The 23,956-nt window shown below is 40.9% G+C and carries 20 protein-coding genes and 1 riboswitch; of the genes, 16 read left to right on the top strand and 4 right to left on the bottom strand.

The features are described 5' to 3' along the window. Positions 1–24 precede the first annotated feature (24 nt). Together FY557_RS07995 and FY557_RS08000 are read left to right on the top strand one after the other, a co-directional pair. Positions 25–849 (top strand): UDP-2,3-diacylglucosamine diphosphatase, encoded by an 825-nt coding sequence (locus FY557_RS07995; RefSeq protein WP_149246737.1) that lies wholly within the window; start codon positions 25–27, stop codon positions 847–849. Beyond that, a complete protein-coding gene (locus FY557_RS08000; RefSeq protein ID WP_149246738.1) occupies positions 846–1,817 on the top strand; it encodes a glycosyltransferase family protein in 972 nt (323 codons plus the stop codon). The genes FY557_RS07995 and FY557_RS08000 overlap by 4 nt, the downstream gene beginning before the upstream one ends. Here FY557_RS08000 and FY557_RS08005 read toward each other — a convergent pair. Both FY557_RS08005 and FY557_RS08010 read right to left on the bottom strand, forming a co-directional pair. Further along, positions 1,806–2,096, bottom strand: coding sequence for a GNAT family N-acetyltransferase (locus FY557_RS08005; protein ID WP_149246739.1), 291 nt, complete (start codon positions 2,094–2,096; stop codon positions 1,806–1,808). The genes FY557_RS08000 and FY557_RS08005 overlap by 12 nt on opposite strands. A 160-nt stretch (positions 2,097–2,256) precedes the next feature. Then, the gene (locus FY557_RS08010) at positions 2,257–3,006 is read right to left on the bottom strand and encodes an RDD family protein (RefSeq protein WP_149246740.1); all 750 of its coding nucleotides are present in this window, start codon (positions 3,004–3,006) and stop codon (positions 2,257–2,259) included. Between the two features lie 27 nt (positions 3,007–3,033). On the opposite strand from FY557_RS08010, the gene FY557_RS08015 reads away from it, so the two are divergent. The 7 genes from FY557_RS08015 to FY557_RS08045 all read left to right on the top strand — a co-directional run bounded on the left by FY557_RS08015 (position 3,034) and on the right by FY557_RS08045 (position 9,922). Then, complete coding sequence (locus FY557_RS08015) at positions 3,034–4,017, top strand: stage II sporulation protein M (RefSeq protein ID WP_149246741.1); 984 nt, start codon at positions 3,034–3,036, stop codon at positions 4,015–4,017. Further along, positions 4,004–4,963, top strand: a complete 960-nt coding sequence (locus FY557_RS08020; protein WP_228451728.1) for a DUF4013 domain-containing protein — start codon at positions 4,004–4,006, stop codon at positions 4,961–4,963. The genes FY557_RS08015 and FY557_RS08020 overlap by 14 nt, the downstream gene beginning before the upstream one ends. After that, the gene (locus FY557_RS08025) at positions 4,956–5,756 is read left to right on the top strand and encodes a DUF4129 domain-containing protein (RefSeq protein WP_149246743.1); all 801 of its coding nucleotides are present in this window, start codon (positions 4,956–4,958) and stop codon (positions 5,754–5,756) included. Before FY557_RS08020 ends, FY557_RS08025 begins: the two co-directional genes overlap by 8 nt. Positions 5,757–5,768: 12 nt before the next feature. Continuing rightward, the gene (locus tag FY557_RS08030; RefSeq protein WP_149246744.1) at positions 5,769–6,932 is read left to right on the top strand and encodes a hypothetical protein; all 1,164 of its coding nucleotides are present in this window, start codon (positions 5,769–5,771) and stop codon (positions 6,930–6,932) included. Positions 6,933–7,069: 137 nt separating this feature from the next. Next, positions 7,070–8,101 carry an AAA family ATPase gene (locus FY557_RS08035; RefSeq protein ID WP_185151683.1) on the top strand — a complete coding sequence of 344 codons (1,032 nt, stop codon included), beginning with the start codon at positions 7,070–7,072 and terminating at the stop codon, positions 8,099–8,101. A gap of 42 nt (positions 8,102–8,143) precedes the next feature. Then, the gene (locus FY557_RS08040; RefSeq protein ID WP_149246745.1) at positions 8,144–9,466 is read left to right on the top strand and encodes a DUF58 domain-containing protein; all 1,323 of its coding nucleotides are present in this window, start codon (positions 8,144–8,146) and stop codon (positions 9,464–9,466) included. A 30-nt stretch (positions 9,467–9,496) separates the two neighbouring features. Next, entirely contained in the window at positions 9,497–9,922 is a 426-nt protein-coding gene (locus FY557_RS08045; protein WP_149246746.1) for an OsmC family protein, read from the top strand. Between the two features lie 67 nt (positions 9,923–9,989). On the opposite strand, the gene FY557_RS08050 is transcribed toward FY557_RS08045, so the two are convergent. Next, entirely contained in the window at positions 9,990–11,681 is a 1,692-nt protein-coding gene (locus FY557_RS08050) for a T9SS type A sorting domain-containing protein (protein WP_149246747.1), read from the bottom strand. A gap of 228 nt (positions 11,682–11,909) precedes the next feature. After that, positions 11,910–14,522, bottom strand: a complete 2,613-nt coding sequence (locus tag FY557_RS08055; RefSeq protein ID WP_149246748.1) for an MGH1-like glycoside hydrolase domain-containing protein — start codon at positions 14,520–14,522, stop codon at positions 11,910–11,912. Positions 14,523–14,709: 187 nt separating this feature from the next. After that, a riboswitch (SAM riboswitch) is annotated at positions 14,710–14,818 on the top strand. A gap of 58 nt (positions 14,819–14,876) precedes the next feature. Here FY557_RS08055 and FY557_RS20595 point away from each other — a divergent pair. The 7 genes from FY557_RS20595 to FY557_RS20315 form a co-directional block, all read left to right on the top strand. Next, complete coding sequence (locus tag FY557_RS20595; RefSeq protein WP_149246749.1) at positions 14,877–15,815, top strand: alpha/beta fold hydrolase; 939 nt, start codon at positions 14,877–14,879, stop codon at positions 15,813–15,815. A gap of 1 nt (position 15,816) precedes the next feature. Then, positions 15,817–17,358, top strand: coding sequence for an ACT domain-containing protein (locus FY557_RS08065; RefSeq protein ID WP_149246750.1), 1,542 nt, complete (start codon positions 15,817–15,819; stop codon positions 17,356–17,358). Between the two features lie 117 nt (positions 17,359–17,475). Further along, positions 17,476–18,636, top strand: coding sequence for an O-succinylhomoserine sulfhydrylase (locus FY557_RS08070; RefSeq protein WP_149246751.1), 1,161 nt, complete (start codon positions 17,476–17,478; stop codon positions 18,634–18,636). A gap of 70 nt (positions 18,637–18,706) precedes the next feature. After that, complete coding sequence (locus FY557_RS08075; RefSeq protein ID WP_149246752.1) at positions 18,707–19,717, top strand: homocysteine S-methyltransferase family protein; 1,011 nt, start codon at positions 18,707–18,709, stop codon at positions 19,715–19,717. A gap of 83 nt (positions 19,718–19,800) precedes the next feature. Beyond that, positions 19,801–20,892 (top strand): fatty acid desaturase family protein, encoded by a 1,092-nt coding sequence (locus tag FY557_RS08080; protein ID WP_149246753.1) that lies wholly within the window; start codon positions 19,801–19,803, stop codon positions 20,890–20,892. A 7-nt stretch (positions 20,893–20,899) separates the two neighbouring features. Next, entirely contained in the window at positions 20,900–23,560 is a 2,661-nt protein-coding gene (gene metH / locus FY557_RS08085; protein ID WP_149246754.1) for a methionine synthase, read from the top strand. 2 nt (positions 23,561–23,562) lie between these two features. Continuing rightward, positions 23,563–23,956, top strand: a 394-nt coding sequence (locus tag FY557_RS20315; RefSeq protein WP_228451729.1) for a hypothetical protein, incomplete at its 3' end; no start/stop codon positions are given.

Raw genomic sequence — 23,956 nt, forward strand, 5'->3', positions numbered from 1 at the left:
CAAGTAGTTTCTTTGCATAAAACTATGAAAAGAAACGTTGAATTGGTTGTGATATCGGATGTTCATTTGGGAACTTATGGATGTAAGGCTAAAGAATTACTAAGGTATCTTAATTCTATTCAGCCTAGAATTTTAGTGCTGAACGGCGATATTATTGATATCTGGCAGTTCAAAAAGTCTTACTTCCCTAAACCTCATCTGAAAGTGATCAAGAAGATCCTTTCACTGGCTACAAAAAATACCGATGTTTTCTACATCACCGGAAATCACGACGAGATGTTCCGGAAGTTTACCGACTTCGAATTGGGTAAACTCAAAGTCTGCAATAAAATCTGCCTGAATGTTAATAATAAAAAAACCTGGATCTTCCATGGGGATGTTTTTGACGCGTCCGTACAGCATTCAAAATGGATCGCCAAACTTGGAGGAAAAGGCTACGACCTGCTGATTGTTATCAACAATATGGTAAACTGGTTTCTGGAAAAAATGGGCCGGGAAAAATACTCGTTTTCAAAAAAAATCAAAAATAATGTAAAGAAGGCGGTAAAATACATCGGGGATTTTGAACTTACTGCTTCGGAACTGGCGATTGATAACCATTATGATTACGTTGTCTGTGGCCACATTCATCAGCCTCAGATCCGTAGAGTCGTTAATAAAAAAGGTTCATGTGTTTATATGAATTCAGGAGACTGGATCGAAAATCTTTCTGCATTGGAATACCATGACAACGAATGGAAAATTTTTTATTATGATGAGCACAAGCATTTGCTGAAAGATGATATTGAGGAAATTAAAGACATTGACAATACGGAGCTTTTAAAAATCGTAACCAATTTTGCCAAATGAAAATCCTCTATTCTTTCCAGGGAACCGGCAACGGGCATGTCGCAAGGGCACAGGAAATCGTTCCGATCTTAAAAAAGTATGCGTCAGTTGATACTTTAATTAGTGGCCATCAATCGCAATTAAAGGCAGGTTTTGATGTCAATTTTCAATACAAAGGGGTTTCCCTGCTCTATAACAAAACTGGCGGGTTATCTTACCGCAAAACTTTTACCGATAATAATTTTCTGGAAGCCATTAAGAATATACAGGAAATCGAGCTTTCAAAATATGATTTAATTATTAATGATTATGAACCGCTGACAGGTTGGGCATGTGCCTTAAAAAAGCTGCCCATGATTGAGCTGAGTCATCAGGTTTCCATGCTGTTTAAAGAAACGCCAAAGCCTGAAAAAAAGGACTTCTTCGGAGAACTGGTGCTTAAATATTACGTTCCCAGCAAAAAAAGGATCGGCTTTCATTTCGAAAATTACCATCCACAGATCAAAAAACCTGTCATCAGACATAAAATCAGAAATCTTTGTCCTGAAAAAAAAGGATTTTACCTAGTTTACCTGCCGAGTTTCTCAGATGAAAATATTATTAAGATTTTAAAACAGATTCCCGTTGAATGGAAGGTTTTTTCCAAGTATTCCCATTTGCAGTTCAGAGAAAGTAATGTTGAAATTTTTCCGATTGATGAACTCCGGTATTTAAAAGCTTTTGAAAATTGTGAAGGAATTCTCTGCAATGCGGGTTTTGAAAGTCCTGCCGAAGCGCTTTTTATGGATAAAAAATTATTTGTCATTCCTATTCACAATCAATATGAACAGGAATGCAATGCCTGCGCATTGGACAAAATGGGGATATCGAATTCTAAAGTCCTGAAGCTTGAAGAGATACAGGCTTGGATAAACTCAAATCAGCACCTTAAAGTGGATTATCCCGATGATATTGAAGAAATCCTTACCAAAGAAGTTTTAACGTTCTAAAAACACATCTTCTACATCATTCATTCTTCTCATGACCGCTCTTGCATACGAACAGTGCGGATAAACTTTCCAGTTGTTTTCGCGGGCAAATTTAATGGCTTCTTCCACCAGGTATTTCCCCATTCCCCGACCTTCAAATTCCCGGTGGACCAGAACAAATGAGATGACCAGGCGGTTATCCTGTGGAAATAGAGTATAGGTCAGCCTTCCGACTTCCTTGGTTTCATTATTCAGCGTAATCAATCCGCCGTTTCCTGATTTGTTATTCTCGAACTGCATAATTAAATTTTTAATCTGAAAAATGCAAAAACCACACCGTACGGATTTAGGTGAATGGTTAGTAGTGAATTAGCCTTGCCGTTAGTTTTAAATTTTTAGATTTGAAATATATTAAACAATGAAATTTATAAGAGCATCAAAATTCACACTTCACCTGAACTTAGCTGTCCTTTCCCGTATAATAATTATAATCCTTGATCACCACGCCGATGAATTGCCTTTCTGTCATTTTAGCAGCGTCCACTTCAAGCTTCAGGATGCTTTTGATCTTGTCGGAAAGCCGGCTGATGATCTGCCGGTCGTCTACCCGGATGGCTTTCAGGTAATTGTCTTTGATGATCCGCATATCGTTATCGCTCAGGGCAATCACCTGCGGGAAAGTAGGAATATAGTCTTCTTTGATATTTTCCAGAATCGTATGGGAAATATTAATGCTGTTTTTCAGTGAAATCACTGCGGTACCGGTAGCGATATCGCCCAGCCGCTGGTTGTTTTTAGAAACGATCATGGCAATCAGTCCTACCACTCCCATAAACGTCGTATCGATAATCCGGAATACCCAGCGGATCATATAATCCCCGAATCCCGCCTGATAGCCATCAATTTTTACCACGCGGATCTTCATTATTTTCTTACCGGGCGTCTGACCTTCCATCAGGCTTTCCAGAACCAGGGGATAAATGAAGGTCGGAAAAAGAAGGATAACATACACTGCCCGTACAGACCAGGGATCAAGGCCGTTCAGCAGGCTGCCCAAATCCAGAATATTAAAGAAAATGTAAAAAACAGCAATGGTATAAGCTACCTTCATCAAAAGGTCCAGAATAAATGCAATCATCCGGTCTCCGACGCTGGCCGTATTGAAATTAATATTTACATTTTGTGAGGTATTAATGGCGATTTGAGACATAATTTTTATTATTTTAGCCTTACAATTATGAGAGAAGTTTATTTCATTAAACAAAATAAAGAAAAATGGTTGGGAATCGAACAGGTTATCCAGGGGAAAATCAAAAAAAATCCCGATGACCTCTCTTCGTTGTACATCAACCTGGTCAATGATCTTTCTTTTGCACAGACCTATTACCCGAAAAGTAACACGACCGTCTATCTCAATCACCTTTCAGCCCAGATTTTCCAGAAGATCTATAAAACGAAAAGGGTAGAAGAGAACAGGCTGGTTTATTTCTTTAAAACAGAAGTTCCTCTGTTGGTTTACCAGTACAGGCGGTACCTTGGATATGCATTTCTCTTTTTCACATTGTTTACATTAATCGGAATACTCTCGGCCGTTTATGATAAAGATTTTGCCAAAATTATTTTAGGGGAAGACTACGTGAATCAGACCATCGAAAATATCAAAAGCGGAAATGCCGTCGGGGTTTACCAGAGCGGCTCCACCTGGGGCAGTACGATCGGAATTATTTTCAACAACATCGGGGTTGGTGCCAAGCTGTATATTTACGGTGTGACCGGAGGAATAGGGACTTTATATGCATTGCTCTCCAATAGCGTCATGCTGGGTTCCTTTCAGTATTTTTTCTATGATTACGGGGCTTTAGGAGACAGTGCACGGGGAATTTGGCTTCACGGCGTATTCGAGATTTTTGCCATGGTGGTGGAAGCCATGTGCGGTCTGATCCTGGGAACATCTATTTTATTTCCGAGAACATATTCCCGCTTCAGCTCTTTCAAAAACGGATTCAGGGATTCATTTAAAATATTTTTAAGCACCGTTCCTTTTACGATCTGTGCAGGCATTATCGAAGGATATGTGACCCGGCATGCATTGACTATGCCTTTGTTTCTGAATGTAATCATCATCTTCGGCTCACTGGCCGTAATCGGATTTTATTATTTTGTGTATCCATCCATAGTCTATAAAAAAAACAATAACCAGATTCATCATGCAGTTCTATAAAAAAAGAGATTTCGGAACTTTTATCAGTGACAGTTTCACCTTCTTCAAATTATACGGAAAAAATTACTTCAAAAATTTCATCCTTCTGAACGGATTGCTGCTGATTCTGATGGTGATCGTTATGGTCTTTGGATTCAGGGAATTTTTCGGTGTCCTTTTCGGGTCCAATATCAGTGGACAGAGCTATTACCTGGAACAATATTTATCAGATAATGTCGGACTGTTTGTTATTTTGGGAATTTTTTTATTTATCCTTTCAACAGCGCTGATAACGATCAATCTTCTTTTTCCTGTTTTTTATATGAAGAGGGTTGCGGAAGGAAACATCCTTATAAAAACAGATGATATTTTAAGTGATTTTAAAACCCACATCAGGAAAGTATTTAAACTTTATCTGGGGCTAATCTTGTTGGTAATGCCGGCTGCAACCGTTCTTTTCGGGATTTCCTATATCTTGATTCTCATTATCATCGGTCTTGCTTTAATGCTTTTTGTCGTTCCCAACCTTTTTAATACCGTAACTTTCCTCTGTTACGATTATTTTAACGGAAACCGAGGTTTCTTCGAGAGCCTGAGCTACGCCATCCGTTCACAGTTTTCCTATCCGAACGGGCGGGAAAGTTCGCCATACTGGAAATACTGGGGATCTACCCTGATCATGGGGCTGCTGTTTTATATTGTGAGCAGTATTTTTACGGCTGTGCCGATGATTATTTACTTCGCAAAACTCACGACTACAGCTCCGGACGGAAATTTTGAGCAGAATCCTCTGGACGGAAGTTTCGGGATATTATTTTTCTTCATGTATGGTATTTCGTCCCTGGTTTCTACTTTGCTGATGAATGTTTTATATGTAAATTCAGGGTTGATGTACTATGACAGCCGGACAGACCTTCACCAGAAAATGGAACTTGCAGAAATAGAAACCATCGGAAGTAATGAATAAGCTGATCGTTTTCTTACTGATTTTTTTATCCGCTGTACGCTTATCTGCTCAGACGGAAAATGATCCGCCTGCTCCGGCAGCGGAAGTCTATTTAGATTCCATCAATACCGGGCATTACCGGAATATGTACCGTGCGGATTCCATCCTTAAGAAAAATCCGGTCAGTGAAAATACAGTCTATCCTAAAAGTTTTAAACCCAATATCTCTTCGCGGTACAAAGGGAAGGATTTTGATTATACAACGGTAAAGCCCCGCATGTCTTTCTGGGAAAAATTAATGAATAAGATCGGCCGGTTGATGGAGACCATCTTCGGGCAAACTATTTTCACAAGAAGCGGAAGCATAGCGGGTATTCTGATTCGTTTTTTTGCTATCTTGCTGATTGGGTTCCTCCTATATTTCATTATTAAATATTTAATCGCGAACGGCGGGGTTTCATTCTTCGGAAAGAAAAACCGTAAGTTGGACATCAGGGATGAAGAACTTCATGAAAACATCCATGAGATCAACTTCCCCGAAAGCATCCTGAAGCTCGAGAAGTCGGGCGATTTCCGTTCGGCGGTGCGGTACCAGTTTCTGTATACCCTGAAAAAACTGAGCGATAAAAAACTCATCACCTGGAATCCAGAAAAAACAAACAAGGATTATCTGGCAGAGCTGAAAGCTCCCCACCTGAAAAACCAGTTTTATGATCTTGCCTATATTTTCGATTATGTATGGTATGGGGAATTCATCATTGATGAAACAAGCTATCTGAAATTCAAGAACCAATACCAGTCATTTAAACCGTAATTAAACCTGATCATGAACAAAACTTTCAAAATATATGCTGTAATCTTCATCGTGGTGATGATTATTCTGGCGTTGTTTGAGGTCAATAAAACGGAAAGCACAGACTGGCGGAAAAACTTCAAAACCTACCAGAAATCACCGTTCGGTCTCTTTGTCTTTAACAATGAAGCCAGGGATCTGTTTAAAAATAAAATAACAAAGAGCGACCAGACCCCTTACGACTATTACAATCAGAACAAAACGAAAAAGCCGCATAACATTCTGATTATTGAGCATGAAGTAGACGGCGAATCGTGGAACAGGGTTTTTGAGGAGGTTGCCAAAGGCTCGGACGCGATGTTGATCGTCAGTGATATTCCGAAAGAAATTTCCGACAGCATCGGATATTACGACTCTAAAATCTCTTTTGAAGACGAAAATGTATTGAAGCTTACGGATAAAAAATACCAAAACGATTTTATCCAGCTTGATAAATTTCCATCCGGGAGAGGATTCACTTTCATCCGGCCGGGAACAGAAGTCCTCGGGAAAACCGTTGAAAAAAACAATGCCGACCAGGCGAATTTCATCAAGGTAAATTATGGTAAAGGCCATTTTTACGTACATTGTGAACCAATTTTTATCACCAATTTTTATCTGTTGAGAAAAGGGAGTGTAAGATATGCACAGGCTGTTTTTTCCTATCTGGACAACAGAGAGACGGTGTGGTTTGATGAAAGCAACACCATAGAATCACGGTTTTTCCTGCGGTTTATCCTTTCAAATCCTGCGTTAAAATATGCATGGTGGGTGCTTCTGGGTGGCCTGGCACTTTTTATTTTCTTCAATACCAAAAGAAAACAACGCATCGTACCTATGATAGAGCCGCTGAAAAATACTTCGGTGGATTTTGTAAAAAGCATCGGCAATTTATATCTGCAGGAAGGCGATTTTCATGATATGATGGCTAAGAAAGGACAGTATTTCCTGAATAAAGTAAGAATGGACCTTCTGATCGATACCCAGAACCTCGATGCGGAATTTGCCAAAAAACTTCACCTGAAAACCGGGACGCCCATGGAAACAATTGATGAAGCCATCGTCCTGATCAGGAAAGCGCAGGATCCATACGCACTGGTAATGAAAGAAGACCTTGCCAGAATGAATAAGCTGCTTGACGAAATAATTAAAATATAACAACATGATAATGTAGCAATATAACAGTTTAATAACGTAACAATAGAAAAGAGTAATAGTTTAGAATAACTGCTAAACCGGTATACCGGTCCATTGGTAAATTATTATATTAAAAACTGCATTGAAAATTATAAAATATGGAAAACTTAGATAACCCGAATACGGAGCCTCAGAGCTCTATTAATCTTGATAAAAAAGAAGATCAGTTTCAATCGCGGATTGATATGATCGAGCTTCGTACGAGTCTTGAAAAAGTAAAATCCGAAATTGCCCAGGTTATTGTCGGGCAGGAAAGTATGATTGAACATCTTTTAGCTGCACTTTTATCGAATGGACACGTTCTGATCGAAGGGGTACCGGGGGTAGCTAAAACCATTACGGCAAAGCTATTGGCTAAAACCATCGATGTCGGGTTCAGCAGGATCCAGTTTACGCCGGATCTCATGCCTTCCGATATTTTGGGAACTTCTGTATTCAGTGTGAAAAACTCTGAGTTTGAATTTAAAAAGGGCCCTATTTTCTCCAGTTTCATTCTGATTGATGAGATCAACAGGTCGCCGGCCAAAACCCAGGCTGCCCTATTTGAGGTAATGGAAGAAAGGCAGATTACCATGGACGGTATAAGATACATTATGGAAGAACCTTTCCTGGTAGTGGCTACCCAAAACCCAATTGAGCATGAAGGAACCTACAGGCTTCCGGAAGCACAGCTGGATCGTTTTTTATTTAAAATCAATGTCGGCTATCCGAACCTTGATCAGGAAATTGCCATCATCAGGAACCAGCACGAAAGCAAACAGGAAGATAAGACTGATGTAGTCCGGAAAGTAATTACCGCGCAGCAGCTGAAGACTTACCAGCATCTGGTAAAAGAAATCATTGTGGAAGCGCAGCTGATTGAATATATTGCGAAAATTATCATCAACACCCGGGAAAACCAGTTCCTTTATCTGGGGGCTTCTCCGCGAGCCAGTTTGGCGCTGTTGACGGCTTCCAAAGCATTTGCCGCATTACGGGGAAGAGATTTCGTGACACCGGAAGACATTAAGGAAGCCAGCTACGCCGTATTGAGGCATCGGGTAATCGTTTCGCCGGAGCGTGAAATGGAAGGCCTGACGGCCGATGAAATTATCAGGCAGATTTTGGAAGGGATAGAAATCCCGAGATAGAACCCTGCTGCAGGTTTTGCAGCTTAGATAAACATATAGTCAATGAAGAACTTATACATTAATACACGCTTTTTCTTCGCACTCATCACAGTGGGGATACTGTATGTTTTTGCCTTCTTCTTGCCATGGGTTATGGTTGTGGCTCATATCGTTCTGCTGCTCTGCTTTCTGGCGGCAATGGTCGACGGACTTCTTATCTTCAATCAGAAAAAAGGAATTTCAGCCCAGAGAATCCTTCCGGAAAAATTGTCGAACGGCGATGAAAATCCGGTGAAAATTGATATTAAAAACGATTACGGCTTTACGATTCATATCAATGTCATTGATGAAATACCATTTCAGTTTCAGAAAAGGGATTTCTTAATTGAAAAAAAGATTGAACCGGGAAAAAATACTTTTTTCCAGTACATCCTGGAACCTAAAGAAAGAGGGGAATACAACTTTGGAAGTCTGCATATTTATGTTTCTTCACCTTTGGGTTTGGTTTCAAAACGGTTCAGCTTTCAGAAAGATGCGAATCTGCCCGCCTATCCGTCATTTATCCATTTAAGGAAATATGAACTGATGGCTTTACAAAGTGAATTTCTGCTTGGTGGAATGAAGAAAATAAGGAAACTGGGTCACACCATGGAATTCGAGCAGATCAAAGACTATGTGCCGGGTGATGATATCCGGACCATCAACTGGAAAGCAACTTCCAAGACAACCCGTTTGATGGTTAATCAGTTTCAGGACGAAAAAGCCCAGCGTATTTTTATGCTGATTGATAAAGGCCGGACCATGAAAATGCCGTTTAACGGATTGAGCCTGCTGGACTATTCGATTAATGCAACAATGGCTTTATCCCATATCATTCTTAAAAAAGGCGACCGTGCCGGGATGATGACCTTTTCAAAAAAAACGGAGAATAAAATAGCGGCGGAAAATAAATCGGGACAGCTGAGAAAAATTTCGGACGCCCTTTACAATATTAAAACGGATTTTTTTGAAAGCGATTTTAACAGGCTGTATCAGGATGTAAAGTATTCTCTGAACCAGAGGAGCCTGGTTTTGCTGTTTACCAATTTTGAAACCCTGGACGGCCTTAACCGCCAGCTGAAATACCTTCGCGGAATCGCCAAAAACCATTTGCTGGTAGTCATATTTTTTAAAAACTCAGAACTGCAGACCCTGATTCATAAAAATCCCGAAAGCACACAGGAAATCTATGATGAGATTATCGCAGAAAAATTCGAGTTTGAAAAGAAGCTGATTATTCAGGAACTCAGGAAATACGGAATTTACTCAGTGTACACCCTTCCGGAAAACCTGAATGTGGATGTAATCAATAAATACCTGGAAATCAAAGCCCGGGGTATTTTGTAATTTTGAAGAAGCAATAAGCAATAAACAATAATGAAAATAACACTGAACCGAATCAACGACGATTTTTTATTTGAATGTACCAATGGCCAGGGAAATTCAATCTTACTGGATAATACCACACAGCCCGGAGCAAAAGGTGTTTCCCCGATGGAAAGCGTATTGATGGCCGTAGCCGGATGCAGCGGAATTGACGTAGTGGCTATCCTGAAAAAGCAGCGGCAGGAAATTACGGGATTCCAGGCTGAAGTAGAAGGCGAAAGGATTCCTGTGGATGACGCAAAACCCTTTAAATCCATTAAAGTAAAATTTCTTCTGGAAGGAAACGTCGATCCTAAAAAAGCATACAAAGCAGCACAGCTGTCTTTCGAAAAATACTGTTCCGTCTCCAAAACGCTGGAACCGAACGTAGAAATCGGTTATGAGGTCTTCGTAAACGGAGAAATGGCAGAAGCATAAAACTCAGATTAAAAAAAACCGGTCAGATATTATTCTGACCGGTTTTTTTGTATGGATATGTAAACTATTATTTTTTAATCGTCTTCATGCTCTTTACAGAACCGTCTTTCATGGTTAAGGTAAGAATATACATCCCTGATTTAGCACCACCTAAGAATAGCTCAGAAGAAGGATTTTCGAATGTTTTTACTACAACCCCTGAAGGATCGGTTACCACCGCTTTTTTCACGTTTTCCGCTTTTTCAAGGTAAAGGATGTCAGCAAACGGATTCGGATACGCAATCCTTTCGTTCCCTTTGGTGCTTACTTCATTGGTGGCTAAAGCCGAAGCAGGCTGCAAAGTTACGGTTACCGTATAAGTTCCGTTGTCTACTTTGTTATAATCCGCGTTACAATCTGATCCACCATACGTTCTCCATGCTCTAAGTTCATAGTTTACGGTTCCTGTAAGATCGTTAGCTATAGTAAGACCTGTTCTGCTATAAGAATAGGTTCCTGTAGATGAGCCCGATCCTGCGCTTAAAGCAGCTTCAGTATTTCCGTTAGTAGTACATACCAGCAAACTTCTTTGCTCAGCCATCCAGCCGTTACCTGCAGTAGTCATATTGTAAGTAACGTCTGTGGATTGCACTTTGTATCCTGAAGGGATCGTAATAGATAAAGTCCCCGGACAGTTCGTCGTTGATGTAGTGCTTACGGATGATGAACTTTCATACTTGGTATTAATATCTCCGGCAGTATAAGTAGCAGAAATCTGTCCCGGCGTAAATTGTGTCATTCTCCAGAAACTTTGTGAAGAGCCGCCACAGTTGGAACGTACCCAGAAATAATACGTTTGTCCTGTAGTAAGGGAATTCCCTAAATTTACCGAAGTTCCTGAAGTTACCGAACCTGTTGGTGTTGTTGCCGCAGTCGGAGGAGTGGAAGAGGTACTGTAATAGTACTGGTATCCTGAAGCCGGAGCACCGCTCGCCGGAGCTGTCCAGCTGAGCGTAGCCCCTGTCATAGTGGTGGTTGCCATTATATTGGTAGGACTTCCACAAGGGTTGAACGCATTAGCTGAAAAACCAAAGATGTTGGGAATTCCTCCTGTTCCGGTTTTGGTAACCGTTACGCTTTTCACGACCTTCGATTGATTGGTAGCGTCGATGGTCAAAGGAAGCTGGTATAATCTTGGATTCGTTCCGGACCCGGACTCAAGATTATCATTGGTCTTGTTTATTCTGCCGATTCCCTGGATGGCGTAACTGCTACCGCCATACCAGTCGGAAATAGCAACGCCGGTAAAGGTTTGTGACGTGTTATCCGTAAAATTCACAGTCGCATCTACTGTACAGTCTCCGCTTCCGCCTGTTGCCAGCATATATACCACACTTGCAGAAAGAGGATTTGAAAACTGTAATGTTCCGTTATCACCTGCATTCTGTAATCTTAAAGAGTTATTGGCACTGTATGATCCCAATTGATAGGTTAGTCCGGAAGTAGAGGCAACCGCAGAGCTAATAATGCCATTAACCGGAAGGCCGTAGGTAAGTGTCGTGCTGCTCGCTGTTAACTGGAAGTCACGTGAAATAAATGCATAATTTACTCCATCTACATCACTATTAGTAGAAGAAGCAGACGGACCAACCCCATTGGCAATGACATCGGCATTAAAACCGCTTTGAACTGTAAATGATTGATAATCCTGTGCATACAGATGATTTGTGAAGATGCCGGCTACCATCAATCCGGTAAAAGTAAGTAATTTTCCTTTCATAAAGAATTTTATTTTTTTGTAGCGCTAATATAGGGATTTGGTGATAAAAATGTAGCATACATTCATATTTAATGTTAATTTTCAATTAAATTGGATAAGATAGTATTGAAATTATTATTTTATATAGATGTTGACTATGGAATCCCTATTTAATCATTTATACCATTAATAGATGTAAAAATAAGCCTTCCGGAAACAGAAGGCTTATTTTATGTAAATAGACTATAATTAGTTTTGTCTAGGCTTCAGTAGCTTCGCTACCGTTGCCGTCCAGCCGGTCTGATGGGATGCACCTACCCCCCGGCCGTTATCTCCATGGAAATACTCGAAAAAGGTAATATAATCTTTAAAATTTTCATCATAATTAAATTTGGCATTTCCGCCATTAAAGGGTCTTTGTCCTACGTCATCTTTCAGAAAGATGGAACAGAGCCTGTTGCTGACATCTTGAGCCACTTCATCAAGGTTTTTCATTTCTCCGCTGCCGGTAGGCAGTTCAACCTTTAGGCTGTTGCCGTAATAAAAATGGAATCGCTGCAGGCTTTCTACGATAAGGAAGTTGATGGGAAACCAGATCGGGCCCCGCCAGTTGCTGTTTCCGCCAAACATCCGGCTGTCGCTTTCCGCAGGGGTGTAATACACGATATTTTCCGTTCCGTGCACCGAAAATTTAAACGGGTTTTCCTCATAAACCTTAGACATGGCACGGATTCCGTAACGGCTCAGAAACTCCTTTTCATCAAGCATCCGCGATAAAACTTTAGTCAGACGTGTTTTACGGAGAATGCTCATCAGGTGCTTTCTACCCTGGCCTTCTTCTTCCCAGTGGGATACCAGTTTTGTCAGTTCCGGTTTGTTTTTCAGCACCCAGTCCATCCTTTCCACGAAATTCGGCATATTATCAAGGAGGTGATGGTCAATAATTTCCACGGCAAACATCGGGATCAGCCCTACGATACTTCGCAGCCTGAGCGAGGTACTTTCGCCGTTTCCAAGTTGAAGAACATCATAGAAAAAGCCGTCTTCTTCGTTCCACAGGCCTTCGGTGCCGTCACCCAGGTTTTCCATGGCTTCGGCAATATAAAGATAATGCTCGAAAAATTTAATAGCCATATCTTCATATACCTGGTAATACTGGGCGAGTTCCATAGCCATCCGCATCATATTCAGCGCGTACATTGCCATCCAGCTGGTACCGTCTGCCTGCTCAAGATGCTGCCCGTCTTTCAGGATCATATTCCGGTCAAAAGCACCGATGTTATCGAGCCCGAGAAAACCTCCGCCGAAAATATTTTTGCCGTTTTTATCTTTCCGGTTTACCCACCACGTAAAATTCAGAAGGAGCTTCTGGAAAACTTTTTCCAGAAAGAGAAGGTCGGGTTTGCCGTTCTGTTTTTCATCAATTTTAAAAACCCGGAAGCACGACCAGGCGTGTACCGGCGGATTGACATCGCTGAGGTTCCACTCGTAGGCCGGAAGCTGTCCGTTCGGATGCATATACCATTCCTTCGTCAGCAAAAGAAGCTGCCCTTTTGCAAACTCTGCATCAATCAGCGCAAACGGGACACAATGGAAAGCCAGGTCCCAGGTGGCATACCACGGATATTCCCATTTATCCGGCATCGAAATGATGTCTTTATTATGAAGGTGGTTCCACTCTGTATTTCTTACATAATGGTTAAAATCACGGGGAGCCACAAAATTAGGGTCACCCTTCAGCCATTTTCCTACATTGTAGTGGTAAAACTGCTTGTTCCAGAGAAGTCCGGCAAATGCCTGGCGCTGTACATTTCTTTCATCGCTGTCTGTGACGTCGCTCTGAATTTCATCATAAAATTCCTGGGCTTCAGCAATCCTTGTATTGAAAATGTCATCAAAATCATTAAACGGCTCATCCAAATCATTGGGCGACAATCTGAAATCAAAAACTTTGGATCCTCTGCTACCAATGGTCTCATCAACTAGAAAAGAAGCTTTTGATCCTCTTTTTTCAGGATTTACCGTATTGCTTCCATAGATAATATAGTCGTTGATCCCGTCTTTAAAGTACGTACTGCCAGGGTAGGGTGTTCCGTAAAGTTTTGGGTTGTTCGTCTCATTTTCACAGAAAACACTTTCTGCACGCATGTTCCTCGAATAAAACTTTTTAATTCCAATGCTGTCATGATTGATATTGATGCAGCCTTCATGGGAAGCGTTCGTCTGCCCCTTGTATGTATTATAGCCCCATTTCCAGTTATTTCTAAACCAGACAGTCGGAACTACTAAGATCGGAGCATCTGTCTCACTTCTGTTGCATACCGTAACACGGACTAAAAAATCATTATGGTCCGCCTTAGCATATTCAATGAAAATATCGAAATATTCATCCTTATCGAAAATACCGGTATCGAAAATTTCATATTCAGGCTGCTTCTTACTCCGTCTTGCATTTTCAGAACGGATATCATCATACGGAAATTCGTTGATGGGATATTTATACACCATTTTCATGTAACTGTGCGTAGGCGTATTGTCCAGATAATAGAATATTTCCTTAATATCTTCCCCATGATTTCCCTGAGGATTGCTGAGCCCGAAGAAACGTTCTTTTACGATCTTGTCTTTCTTGTTCCAGAATGAAAGGGCAAAACAGAAAATTTGCTTGACGTCGGAAATTCCGGCGATGCCCTCTTCGCCCCAGCGGTAGGCATAGCTTTCTGCGGAATTATGATTGGCAAAATTCCATGCATCGCCGTTAGGGCTGTAATCTTCACGTACATTTCCCCATTGCCGGTTGCTTACATAAGGTCCCCAGTGTTTCCAGTTGCTGTCCTGTAATCTTTGTTTTTCTGCAATCATATTTTTCAACAGTTTCCTTACGAAGTTAGTTTTTTTTGAAAAAAATTCCAACCCTTATCATTTAAAATATCCTTAATATTTCTCTGGAGCCTTCTGCTGATGCGTCTTTTCATGTTAAATTAAATTTTTATAAATATTTAAAAGAAAAGTTCTATCTTTGCACCATTCGTTCATTCAAATATTGAAAATGTTATCAAGAAAGGTTGAGGGATTAGACCCTGCGAAACCTTAGCAACCCTTTGTGAAAGCAAAGAAGGTGCTACGTTCTACCAAAATTATTTTTGGACAGATAACTTACTGAAGTTCTTTTCAGCCATTTCCTGTGGCATTTTCAATGGTATTAAAATAATAGAATTGAAAACAGAACTAAACTATATTAACTTTTCGTATCAAACCGGTTCCGGTAAGGAATACAATATCCCGTTAAGCTATCAGCTTTTCGGGAAAGACCTGTTTTCCGCGCCCGTTATCATGGTAAACCATGCACTGACCGGAAACTCTGAAGTTGCCGGAGAAAAAGGCTGGTGGAAAAAATTAATTGGCGAAAATCAGGTGATCGATACGAACCGCTATACGGTGTTGTGTTTTAATATTCCCGGAAACGGTTATGATGATTTTTTTATTGATTCGTATAAAGATTTCACTACGGCTGACATTGCCGGCATCTTTCTTAAAGGCCTGGAACTTTTAAATATTAAAAAGCTGCATGTTCTTATCGGAGGTTCCCTGGGAGGCGGGATCGGCTGGGAAATGCTGGCTAAGAATCCCGGTCTGGCCGGAATTTTTATTCCCATTGCCTGCGATTTCAAAACCCATGACTGGCTCCATGCCCAATGCCTGGTTCAGAAGTTTTTACTGAATCAGGAAGAGGAACCGCTGCAGAAAGCCAGGATTCATGCTATGCTGTGCTACCGGACACCGGAATCATTAAATGGGAGATTTAAAAACAGATACAGTAAGGAAAAACAACGGTTAGAGTCAGAAGATTGGCTTGTTTATCATGGTAATGCATTAAACGAAAGATTTAGTTTAATGTCCTATAAGTTGATGAATCACTTGCTGATGAATATCAATGCCGATGAATTGAAGTTAAAAAGCATTACGTCCAGAATATATATTATTTCAGTAGATACTGATCTTTTCTTTCCGGCGGCCGAAATGCGAATGTGTTATCAGAAACTGAAAGAAAGGAAAGCCGATGTTTTCTATCACGAAATACAATCAATTCATGGACACGATGCCTTTTTAATGGAATACGAACAATTGAATACGATCATAAAAAATATTTTGTAAGATGAAGAATAATGCAAACGAAATAAAATTTTTGAAAAACAGGTCCATCATCAAATTTGAAGGAGAAGATTTCCTGGGGGAGATTGGAATCGACGGGCGGATCTTTAAGGCGCTGACTTTAGCGCGAATCAGTGTAGGGGTGATTTCCCAGCAGGCTATCGAAAACGGACTTTCCATCCTGGTTCAGGAAAGCGACTCTGAAAAGGCAGTAAATTGCCTGATTGACGAATTTGAAGCGGAAAGAAAATCGGGGAAAGTTTCCCAGATCTACAGCATCAATAATGTATCGGTACTGGGCTTTGTTGCTGAAGATTTCAATAAAATACTGGCGGAACTGGCAAGAAACAATGTATTCCCGTTGCTTCTGAACCAGATTGCCGCGGAAAAACGGGTGAACATTGTGGTAACCTCTTCCCAGGATGAAAAAGCAAAAAATATCATCGAATCTGAAATCTCCAAAAAACCGAAAACGGTACATCTGGCCATCATCGGTCATGGAAACGTCGGGAAAACCCTGATACAACAAGTCCTGGAATCGTCGGAAGAAATCAGAAAAAGAAAAAAAATTGACCTGAAAGTAGTAGCGGTAGCCAATTCTAAAAAGATCGCCTTTAATAAAAGAGGCTTTGACAATCGCTGGATTGATGAGGTAAAAACAGCGGAACATCCTTCGAATGTTCAGGAACTGATACGATTTTCAAAAGAAAACCAACTGCAAAACTTAATCGTAGTCGATAATACAGCGAGTAAAGATTTTGTCCACAACTACCATGCATTGGCGGAAAACGGGTTTGACTTGGTTTCATCGAATAAAATATTCAACACCCTTCCGATTGAGGAATACCGTAAACTAAGATATACGTTGAACAAAAATAACAGGCGTTACCTTTACGAGACCAATGTGGGTGCCGGTTTGCCTTTAATTGATACCATAAAGCTTCTTCATCTTTCAGGAGAAAACATTACACGGATCAAAGGGGTTTTTTCAGGAACTTTGAGTTATGTATTCAATAATTTTTCCTTAAGAGACGAAAAATTTTCCACCATTATCAATGAAGCATTGGAAAAAGGATATACCGAACCGGATCCGAGGGAAGACTTATCAGGAAATGACGTGGCCAGGAAGCTGCTGATCCTGGCCAGGGAACTCGACCTGATTAATGAATTCAGTGACATTAAAATCCAGAATCTTGTTCCTGAAAACCTGCTGGATATTTCAAAACCGGAATTCCTTTCCAGACTGGATGAACTGGATGAAGAATATCAGAAAGTTAAAGACAATCAGGAGCCGGGACATGTACTGAGATATGTTGGTGATCTTCACGGAGATCTGCAGAAAGATAAAGGCGAACTGGATGTGAATCTGATCTCTGTTCCTGCAGGTTCCGCTTTAGGCCAGCTGAAAGGCTCGGATTCCATTTTTGAGATTTATACCGAAAGCTATGGTGAAAACCCGATCGTGATCATGGGGGCCGGAGCCGGAGCTAAAGTAACTGCAAGAGGTGTGTTTGGAGATATTTTAAGAGTAAGTGAAACAAAATAAATGTAACAATATAACAGTGGAACGGTTTACCGATAACAATGCCCATAGGCATGCCAATGCTGCCAACACATCATTGTTATATTGCTAAACTGCTACATTGGCAAACTAAAATAGAGTATGGAAAATTTTGAAACTTTTGCCATAAGAACCCAGACGGAGAGAACCCAGTTTGATGAGCATTCTACGCCGCTTTTCGTAACCTCAAGCTTTATGTTTGAAGATGCGGAAGATATGCGGGCGAGCTTTGCCGAAGAAAAACCGAAGAATTTATACAGCCGTTTCTCAAACCCGAATGTAACGGAATTCACCGATAAAATCGTAAAAATGGAAGGTGCAGAAGCCGGGTATGCTTTTGCTACGGGAATGGCGGCCATTTATTCCACTTTTGCCACCTTGCTGAATGCGGGCGATCATATCGTAAGCTGCCAGTCGGTTTTCGGTTCTACCCATACCCTGTTCACGAAGTATTTCCCGAAATGGAATATTGAAACCACTTATTTCAAAGCGGAAAATGCGGAAAATGTAGAACAGTACATTCAGCCGAATACGAAAATTTTATATCTGGAAACGCCAACCAATCCGGCGATTGAAGTATTGGATCTGGAATTTTTCGGACAGATTGCCAGGAAACACAACCTTGTCTTTATTGTGGACAACTGCTTCGCAACCCCTTATCTGCAGCAGCCCATCAAATACGGTGCTGATATCGTAGTCCACTCTGCTACCAAACTGATTGACGGACAGGGCCGTGTTTTAGGAGGGGTAGCGGTCGGCAGGGAAGACCTGATCCGTGAAATTTATCTTTTCGCAAGAAATACGGGGCCGGCCATGTCGCCTTTCAACGCCTGGGTGCTATCCAAAAGCCTGGAAACATTGGCCGTCCGTGTTGAAAAACATTGCGAGAACGCTTTGAAAGTAGCTGAATTTTTAGAAAGCCATCCGAATGTGGAGCTGGTAAAGTATCCGTTCCTCAAATCTCACCCGAGCTATGAAACAGCCAAAAAGCAGATGAAGCTGGGCGGGAATATCGTCGCTTTTGAAATTAAAGGCGGTATTGAAGGCGGAAGAAACTTTTTAAACAATATTAAAATGTGTTCGCTCTCTGCCAATTTGGGAGACACCAGAACCATTGTTACGCATCCTGCCTCAACCACCCATTCCAAACTGAGTGATGAGGAGAGAAACGAGGTCGGCATTACTGCAGGATTGGTTCGCTGCTCCGTCGGTTTGGAACATGTGGATGATATTATTGCGGATTTGAAACAGGCATTGGATTAATTCAATAGGAACAGGCTTCAGCCTGTTTGATTATAAAAAGAAATAAGTAGGCTTTAGCCTAAACATAAAAATGAAAAACTCACAACAACTATACAAGGCATTATCCGAAAGGATTTTAATTCTCGACGGAGCAATGGGAACTATGTTGCAGCGGTACAAATTTGAGGAAGAAGACTACCGGGGCGAGCGTTTCAAAAACTGGGAACATCCGGTAAAAGGAAACAATGATTTGTTATCTCTTACCCAGCCCCACGCGATCGAAGAGGTCCACAAAAAGTACCTGGAGGCAGGAGCCGATATTATCGAAACCAACACCTTTTCGGGAACAACGATTGCAATGGCTGATTATTACATGGAAGACCTGGTGTATGACTTAAACTATGAATCGGCGAAAATTGCGAGAAAAGCCTGTGATGAATACACGGCTAAAAATCCGGATAAACCGAGATTTGTTGCCGGATCCATCGGACCGACCAACAGAACGGCCAGCTTAAGTCCGGATGTAAACGATCCGGGGTACAGAGCCATCACCTTTGAAGAACTCAGAGTGGCTTACAAACAGCAATGTGAGGCCTTATTGGACGGAGGTTCTGATATTCTATTGGTGGAGACCATTTTCGATACCCTGAATGCTAAAGCGGCACTATTTGCAATTGACGAAATCCAGGATGAAAGGGAAATCAAAATCCCGATTATGGTTTCCGGAACCATTACGGATGCTTCCGGAAGGACCCTGAGCGGACAGACAGCGGAAGCTTTTTTAATCTCCGTTTCCCATTTGAACCTGCTGAGTGTAGGCTTTAACTGTGCGTTGGGAGCCAATCAGCTGACACCGTATCTGGAAACGCTGGCGCACAATTCGGAATTCTATGTTTCAGCGTATCCGAATGCGGGGTTGCCGAATGCTTTTGGGAAATATGATGAGACACCGGAAGATATGGCAAGTCAGATCAGGGAATATGCTGAAAAGGGCCTGATTAACATTATCGGAGGTTGCTGCGGGACCACACCTGAGCACATTAAAGCGATTGCCGATTTAGTGGCTCAATATCCGCCGAGAAAAGTGAAAGAAATTGTCTGAAATTAATTGATTTTTGATGAATTAAGAACAGAAGGGAACAGTTTTTACTGTTGTATTTAGATGATCATAAAAAATCAAATATAATGGAAAAACCTATTTACTTAAAAGATTCAGAAGATGCAAAATTGTTTAATGAACTAAGGAAGAAAGTGAACCGGAGAGTAGAAGCCATTCCTGAAAACCGCGATATTTATATTCAGATCAAAGCAGTCATTCTGCCTTTGGTCTATTTCGGTTTATATGTATTTGCCCTATTTAATGCGGATAAACCGTGGGTATACATTTCAGGTTTTGTGCTGATGGGAATTTCTTTGGTTTTGATTTATTTAAACCTCATTCATGAAGCGGCACACAATAATATTTTTAAAAGCAAAAGGCTCAACAGTCTGGTGCTGCAGATCTTTGATTTTGTAGGAGCCAATTCATACATCTGGAAGAAAAGGCACATTGCCAGCCATCATGCTTATCCCAATGTAGACGGTTGGGATACCGACATTGAGCAAAGCGGGTTGCTCCTGATTGTTCCATGGATTAAAGCGAAAGGCATTCAAAAATACCAGCACCGGTTTTTCTTTCTGGTCTATCCTCTGTATTTATTCAATTGGATGTTTATCAGGGACTTCAGGGATTTTTTTGATGATGAAAGAGTAATTCTTAAAACCCAGGGTGCTATTCCGGTAAAAGAAAAAGTGAAAATGGTGGCTTACAAGCTGTTTTATTTTTTCTATCAGATTGCGGTGCCTGTATTGTTCTTTAAAGTTTCAATAGGACTGGCTTTAGGTGCCTGGTTTTTACAGGTGATTGCCGCGAGTATTTTTGCCTTGTTTGTCCTGTTGCCGCTGCATCCGCTTCCAGATAATGCTTTCCCAAAACTGGATGAAAAAAACGGGCTTCCATTCAGCTGGATCCGTCATCAACTGGAAGTTACTAATGACTTAAAAGAAAACAACTGGTTTGTCAGGAATGTGTTGGGAAATTTCAACTTTCATGTGGCCCATCATCTGTTCCCGAATTACAGTTATGCTTATTATAATGAAATTACCGAGGAAATCGAAGAATTTTCCAGAGAACATAATCTGGGCTACAAACGGTTTCCGATTGTTACGGCTTTGGGCAAACATGTCGATTTGCTGAAGCAGAATGCGAACAACGCATACTATATTTTAGAAGAATAATAAATTGATGAAATATTTAAGATTATCAGGGCTGGAGCCTTTGATTATTACACCGGAAAGTAATTTTATCAATGTTGGGGAAAGAACCAATGTTGCCGGGTCTAAAAAATTTTTAAGATTAATAAAAGAAGAAAAATTCGGGGAAGCACTCGATATTGCCCGCCACCAGGTAGAGGGTGGGGCACAGATTCTGGACGTCAATTTTGATGACGGACTGATTGACGGAAAAGCTTCAATGGTTAAGTTCCTGAATTTAATAGCTTCCGAACCGGATATAGCCCGGATCCCATTGATGATCGATTCTTCAAAATGGGAAATTCTTGAAGCGGGTTTGCAGGTGGCGCAGGGAAAATGTGTAGTTAATTCCATCAGTTTAAAAGGAGGAGAAGAAGAATTTATAAAGCAGGCCAAAGCGATTAAGAGATATGGGGCAGCAGTGATTGTTATGGCGTTTGATGAAGTTGGGCAGGCCGATACGTATGAACGTAGAATTGAAATTTCAAAACGGTCCTATGATATTCTGGTCAATCGTTTAAATTTCCCTGCTGAAGATATTATTTTCGATTTAAATATATTTCCTGTGGCGACAGGAATGGACGAACACCGCCGGAATGCCATCGATTTTATAGAAGCAACAAGATGGGTCCGCCAAAACCTTCCGTATGCATCGGTAAGCGGGGGAGTGTCCAATGTTTCTTTTTCCTTCAGGGGAAATGATACCGTAAGGGAAGCTATGCATTCGGTATTTCTTTACCATGCCATCCAAGCAGGTATGAATATGGGAATTGTAAATCCTGCGATGCTCGAAGTGTATGATGAAATTAATAAAGAACTTCTTGAGCTGGTAGAAGACGTTATTCTTGATAAGAGGGAAGATGCAACCGAGCGCCTTCTGGATTATTCCGAAAAACACAAGTCTGTCAAAAAAGAAAAAGTCGAAGAGCTGGAATGGCGTACAAAACCTTTACAGGAAAGAATCACCCATTCTCTGGTCAAAGGGATTGACCGCTTCATCGAAGAAGACGTGGAAGAAGCCAGACAGCAGGCGGCAAAGCCTTTACATGTGATCGAAATAAATCTGATGACAGGAATGGGGGTTGTCGGTGATCTTTTCGGAAGCGGTAAAATGTTCCTTCCGCAGGTGGTAAAATCCGCAAGGGTAATGAAAAAAGCCGTGGCCTATTTACAGCCGTTTATTGAAGCGGAAAAAGACGGATCAAAGCCGGCGAATGGAAAAATCCTGATGGCAACGGTGAAGGGAGATGTTCATGACATCGGAAAAAATATTGTAAGCGTTGTACTGGGATGTAACAATTATGAAATTGTCGATCTGGGAGTAATGGTTCCGGCTGAAAAAATTATTCAGGCTGCTATTGACCATCAGGTTGATGTTATAGGATTAAGCGGACTGATTACGCCAAGTCTTGATGAAATGGTGTACATCGCTTCGGAACTGGAAAGACAGAACCTCAATTTTCCTCTTCTGATCGGAGGGGCAACGACTTCAAAAGCCCATACCGCTGTAAAAATAGACTTGAAATATAAAAACGCCGTTGTTCACGTAAACGATGCTTCCAGAGCGGTAAACGTGGTCAGCTCATTACTGGGCGACCGGAACAAAGAATATGTTGAAGACTTAAAAAATGACTATTCTGAATTCCGGGAAAAATTCCTGAACCGACAGGTGGAAAAAGATTATGTTTCTATCGGGGAAGCAAGAGAAAATAAATTTAAAATCGATTGGAAAAACGAAGAAATATTTACTCCGAACCAATTGGGAATTCAGGTTTTTGAAAACCAGGATTTACGGGAGTTGCTGCCATTTGTCGACTGGTCCCCGTTTTTCAGAAGCTGGGATCTGCACGGCAAATACCCGAACATCCTTGAAGATGAGGTGGTCGGAGCGCAGGCAAAAGAACTGTTCAAAGATGCCCAGGTGATTTTAAAACGGATCTTAGATGAGAAATTACTGACAGCAAAAGCGGTTTTTGGGATTTTTAAAGCCAATTCCACTGAAACGGACGATATTCTCATCTTTGACGAAAACCATGAGCAGCAGGTGAAATTCATCACACTAAGACAGCAGGCGCAGCGTTCCAAAGGAAAAGACCACCTGGCTTTAAGTGATTTTATCGCTCCCCAAAATTCCGGGAAAACGGATTATATGGGAGCTTTCTGTGTAACTACTGGTTTTGGAACGGATGAGTTGGCCGCAGAATATGAAAAAGCCAATGACGATTACAACGCCATTATGGTAAAAGCCCTGGCCGACCGTTTCGCAGAAGCCTACGCCGAATTTTTACACAAAAAAGTCAGAACCGAATACTGGGGCTACGCCAATCAGGAAAGCTTAACCAATGAAGAGCTGATTGCCGAAAAGTATAAAGGAATCCGTCCCGCTCCGGGTTATCCGGCTTGTCCTGACCACCTGGAAAAACATGCCATCTGGGATCTCTTAAAAGTGGAAGAAAATATCGGGGTCTATCTCACGGAAAGTTTGGCAATGTTCCCCACTGCTTCAGTTTCCGGATATTATTTTGGAAGCCCGCACGCCAAATATTTCGGACTTGGGAAAATCGCGGAAGACCAGCTGAAGGATTACTCTGTAAGAAAGGAGATTTCCTTACAAGAAGCGAGAAAATGGTTGAATCCTAATTTAGCAGATTAAACATGAAAATACTAAACTCAAAACTATTTGTAAATATATTTAACATCATTAGTCTTTTTGCCTTACTGTTTTTATTCTATAAAAACATTCCTTTTATTTCTGGAAAATCATTTGACGAGTTTATTTTTAATTCGGATTACTTTATAAATTATACTTCCGGCTTTATAAAAAGAGGACTCGATGGACAGATTATTTATATGATAACATTAATGACAGGTTTCTCTCCTGTTAATATCCTACGCTTTATTTATGTTTCATTTTTTATTATTTTATCACTAATTGTCTTGAATATACTTTTGAAATCAAAAATACCATTCTACTTTATTTTTTCACCGTTTCTTTTCCTGTTTTCATTTGTTTATTTTCCACTATTTCATATAGCTAAAGATATGGAAG

The organism is Chryseobacterium sp. SN22, assembly GCF_008329705.1.
Taxonomy (GTDB): Bacteria; Bacteroidota; Bacteroidia; order Flavobacteriales; family Weeksellaceae; genus Chryseobacterium.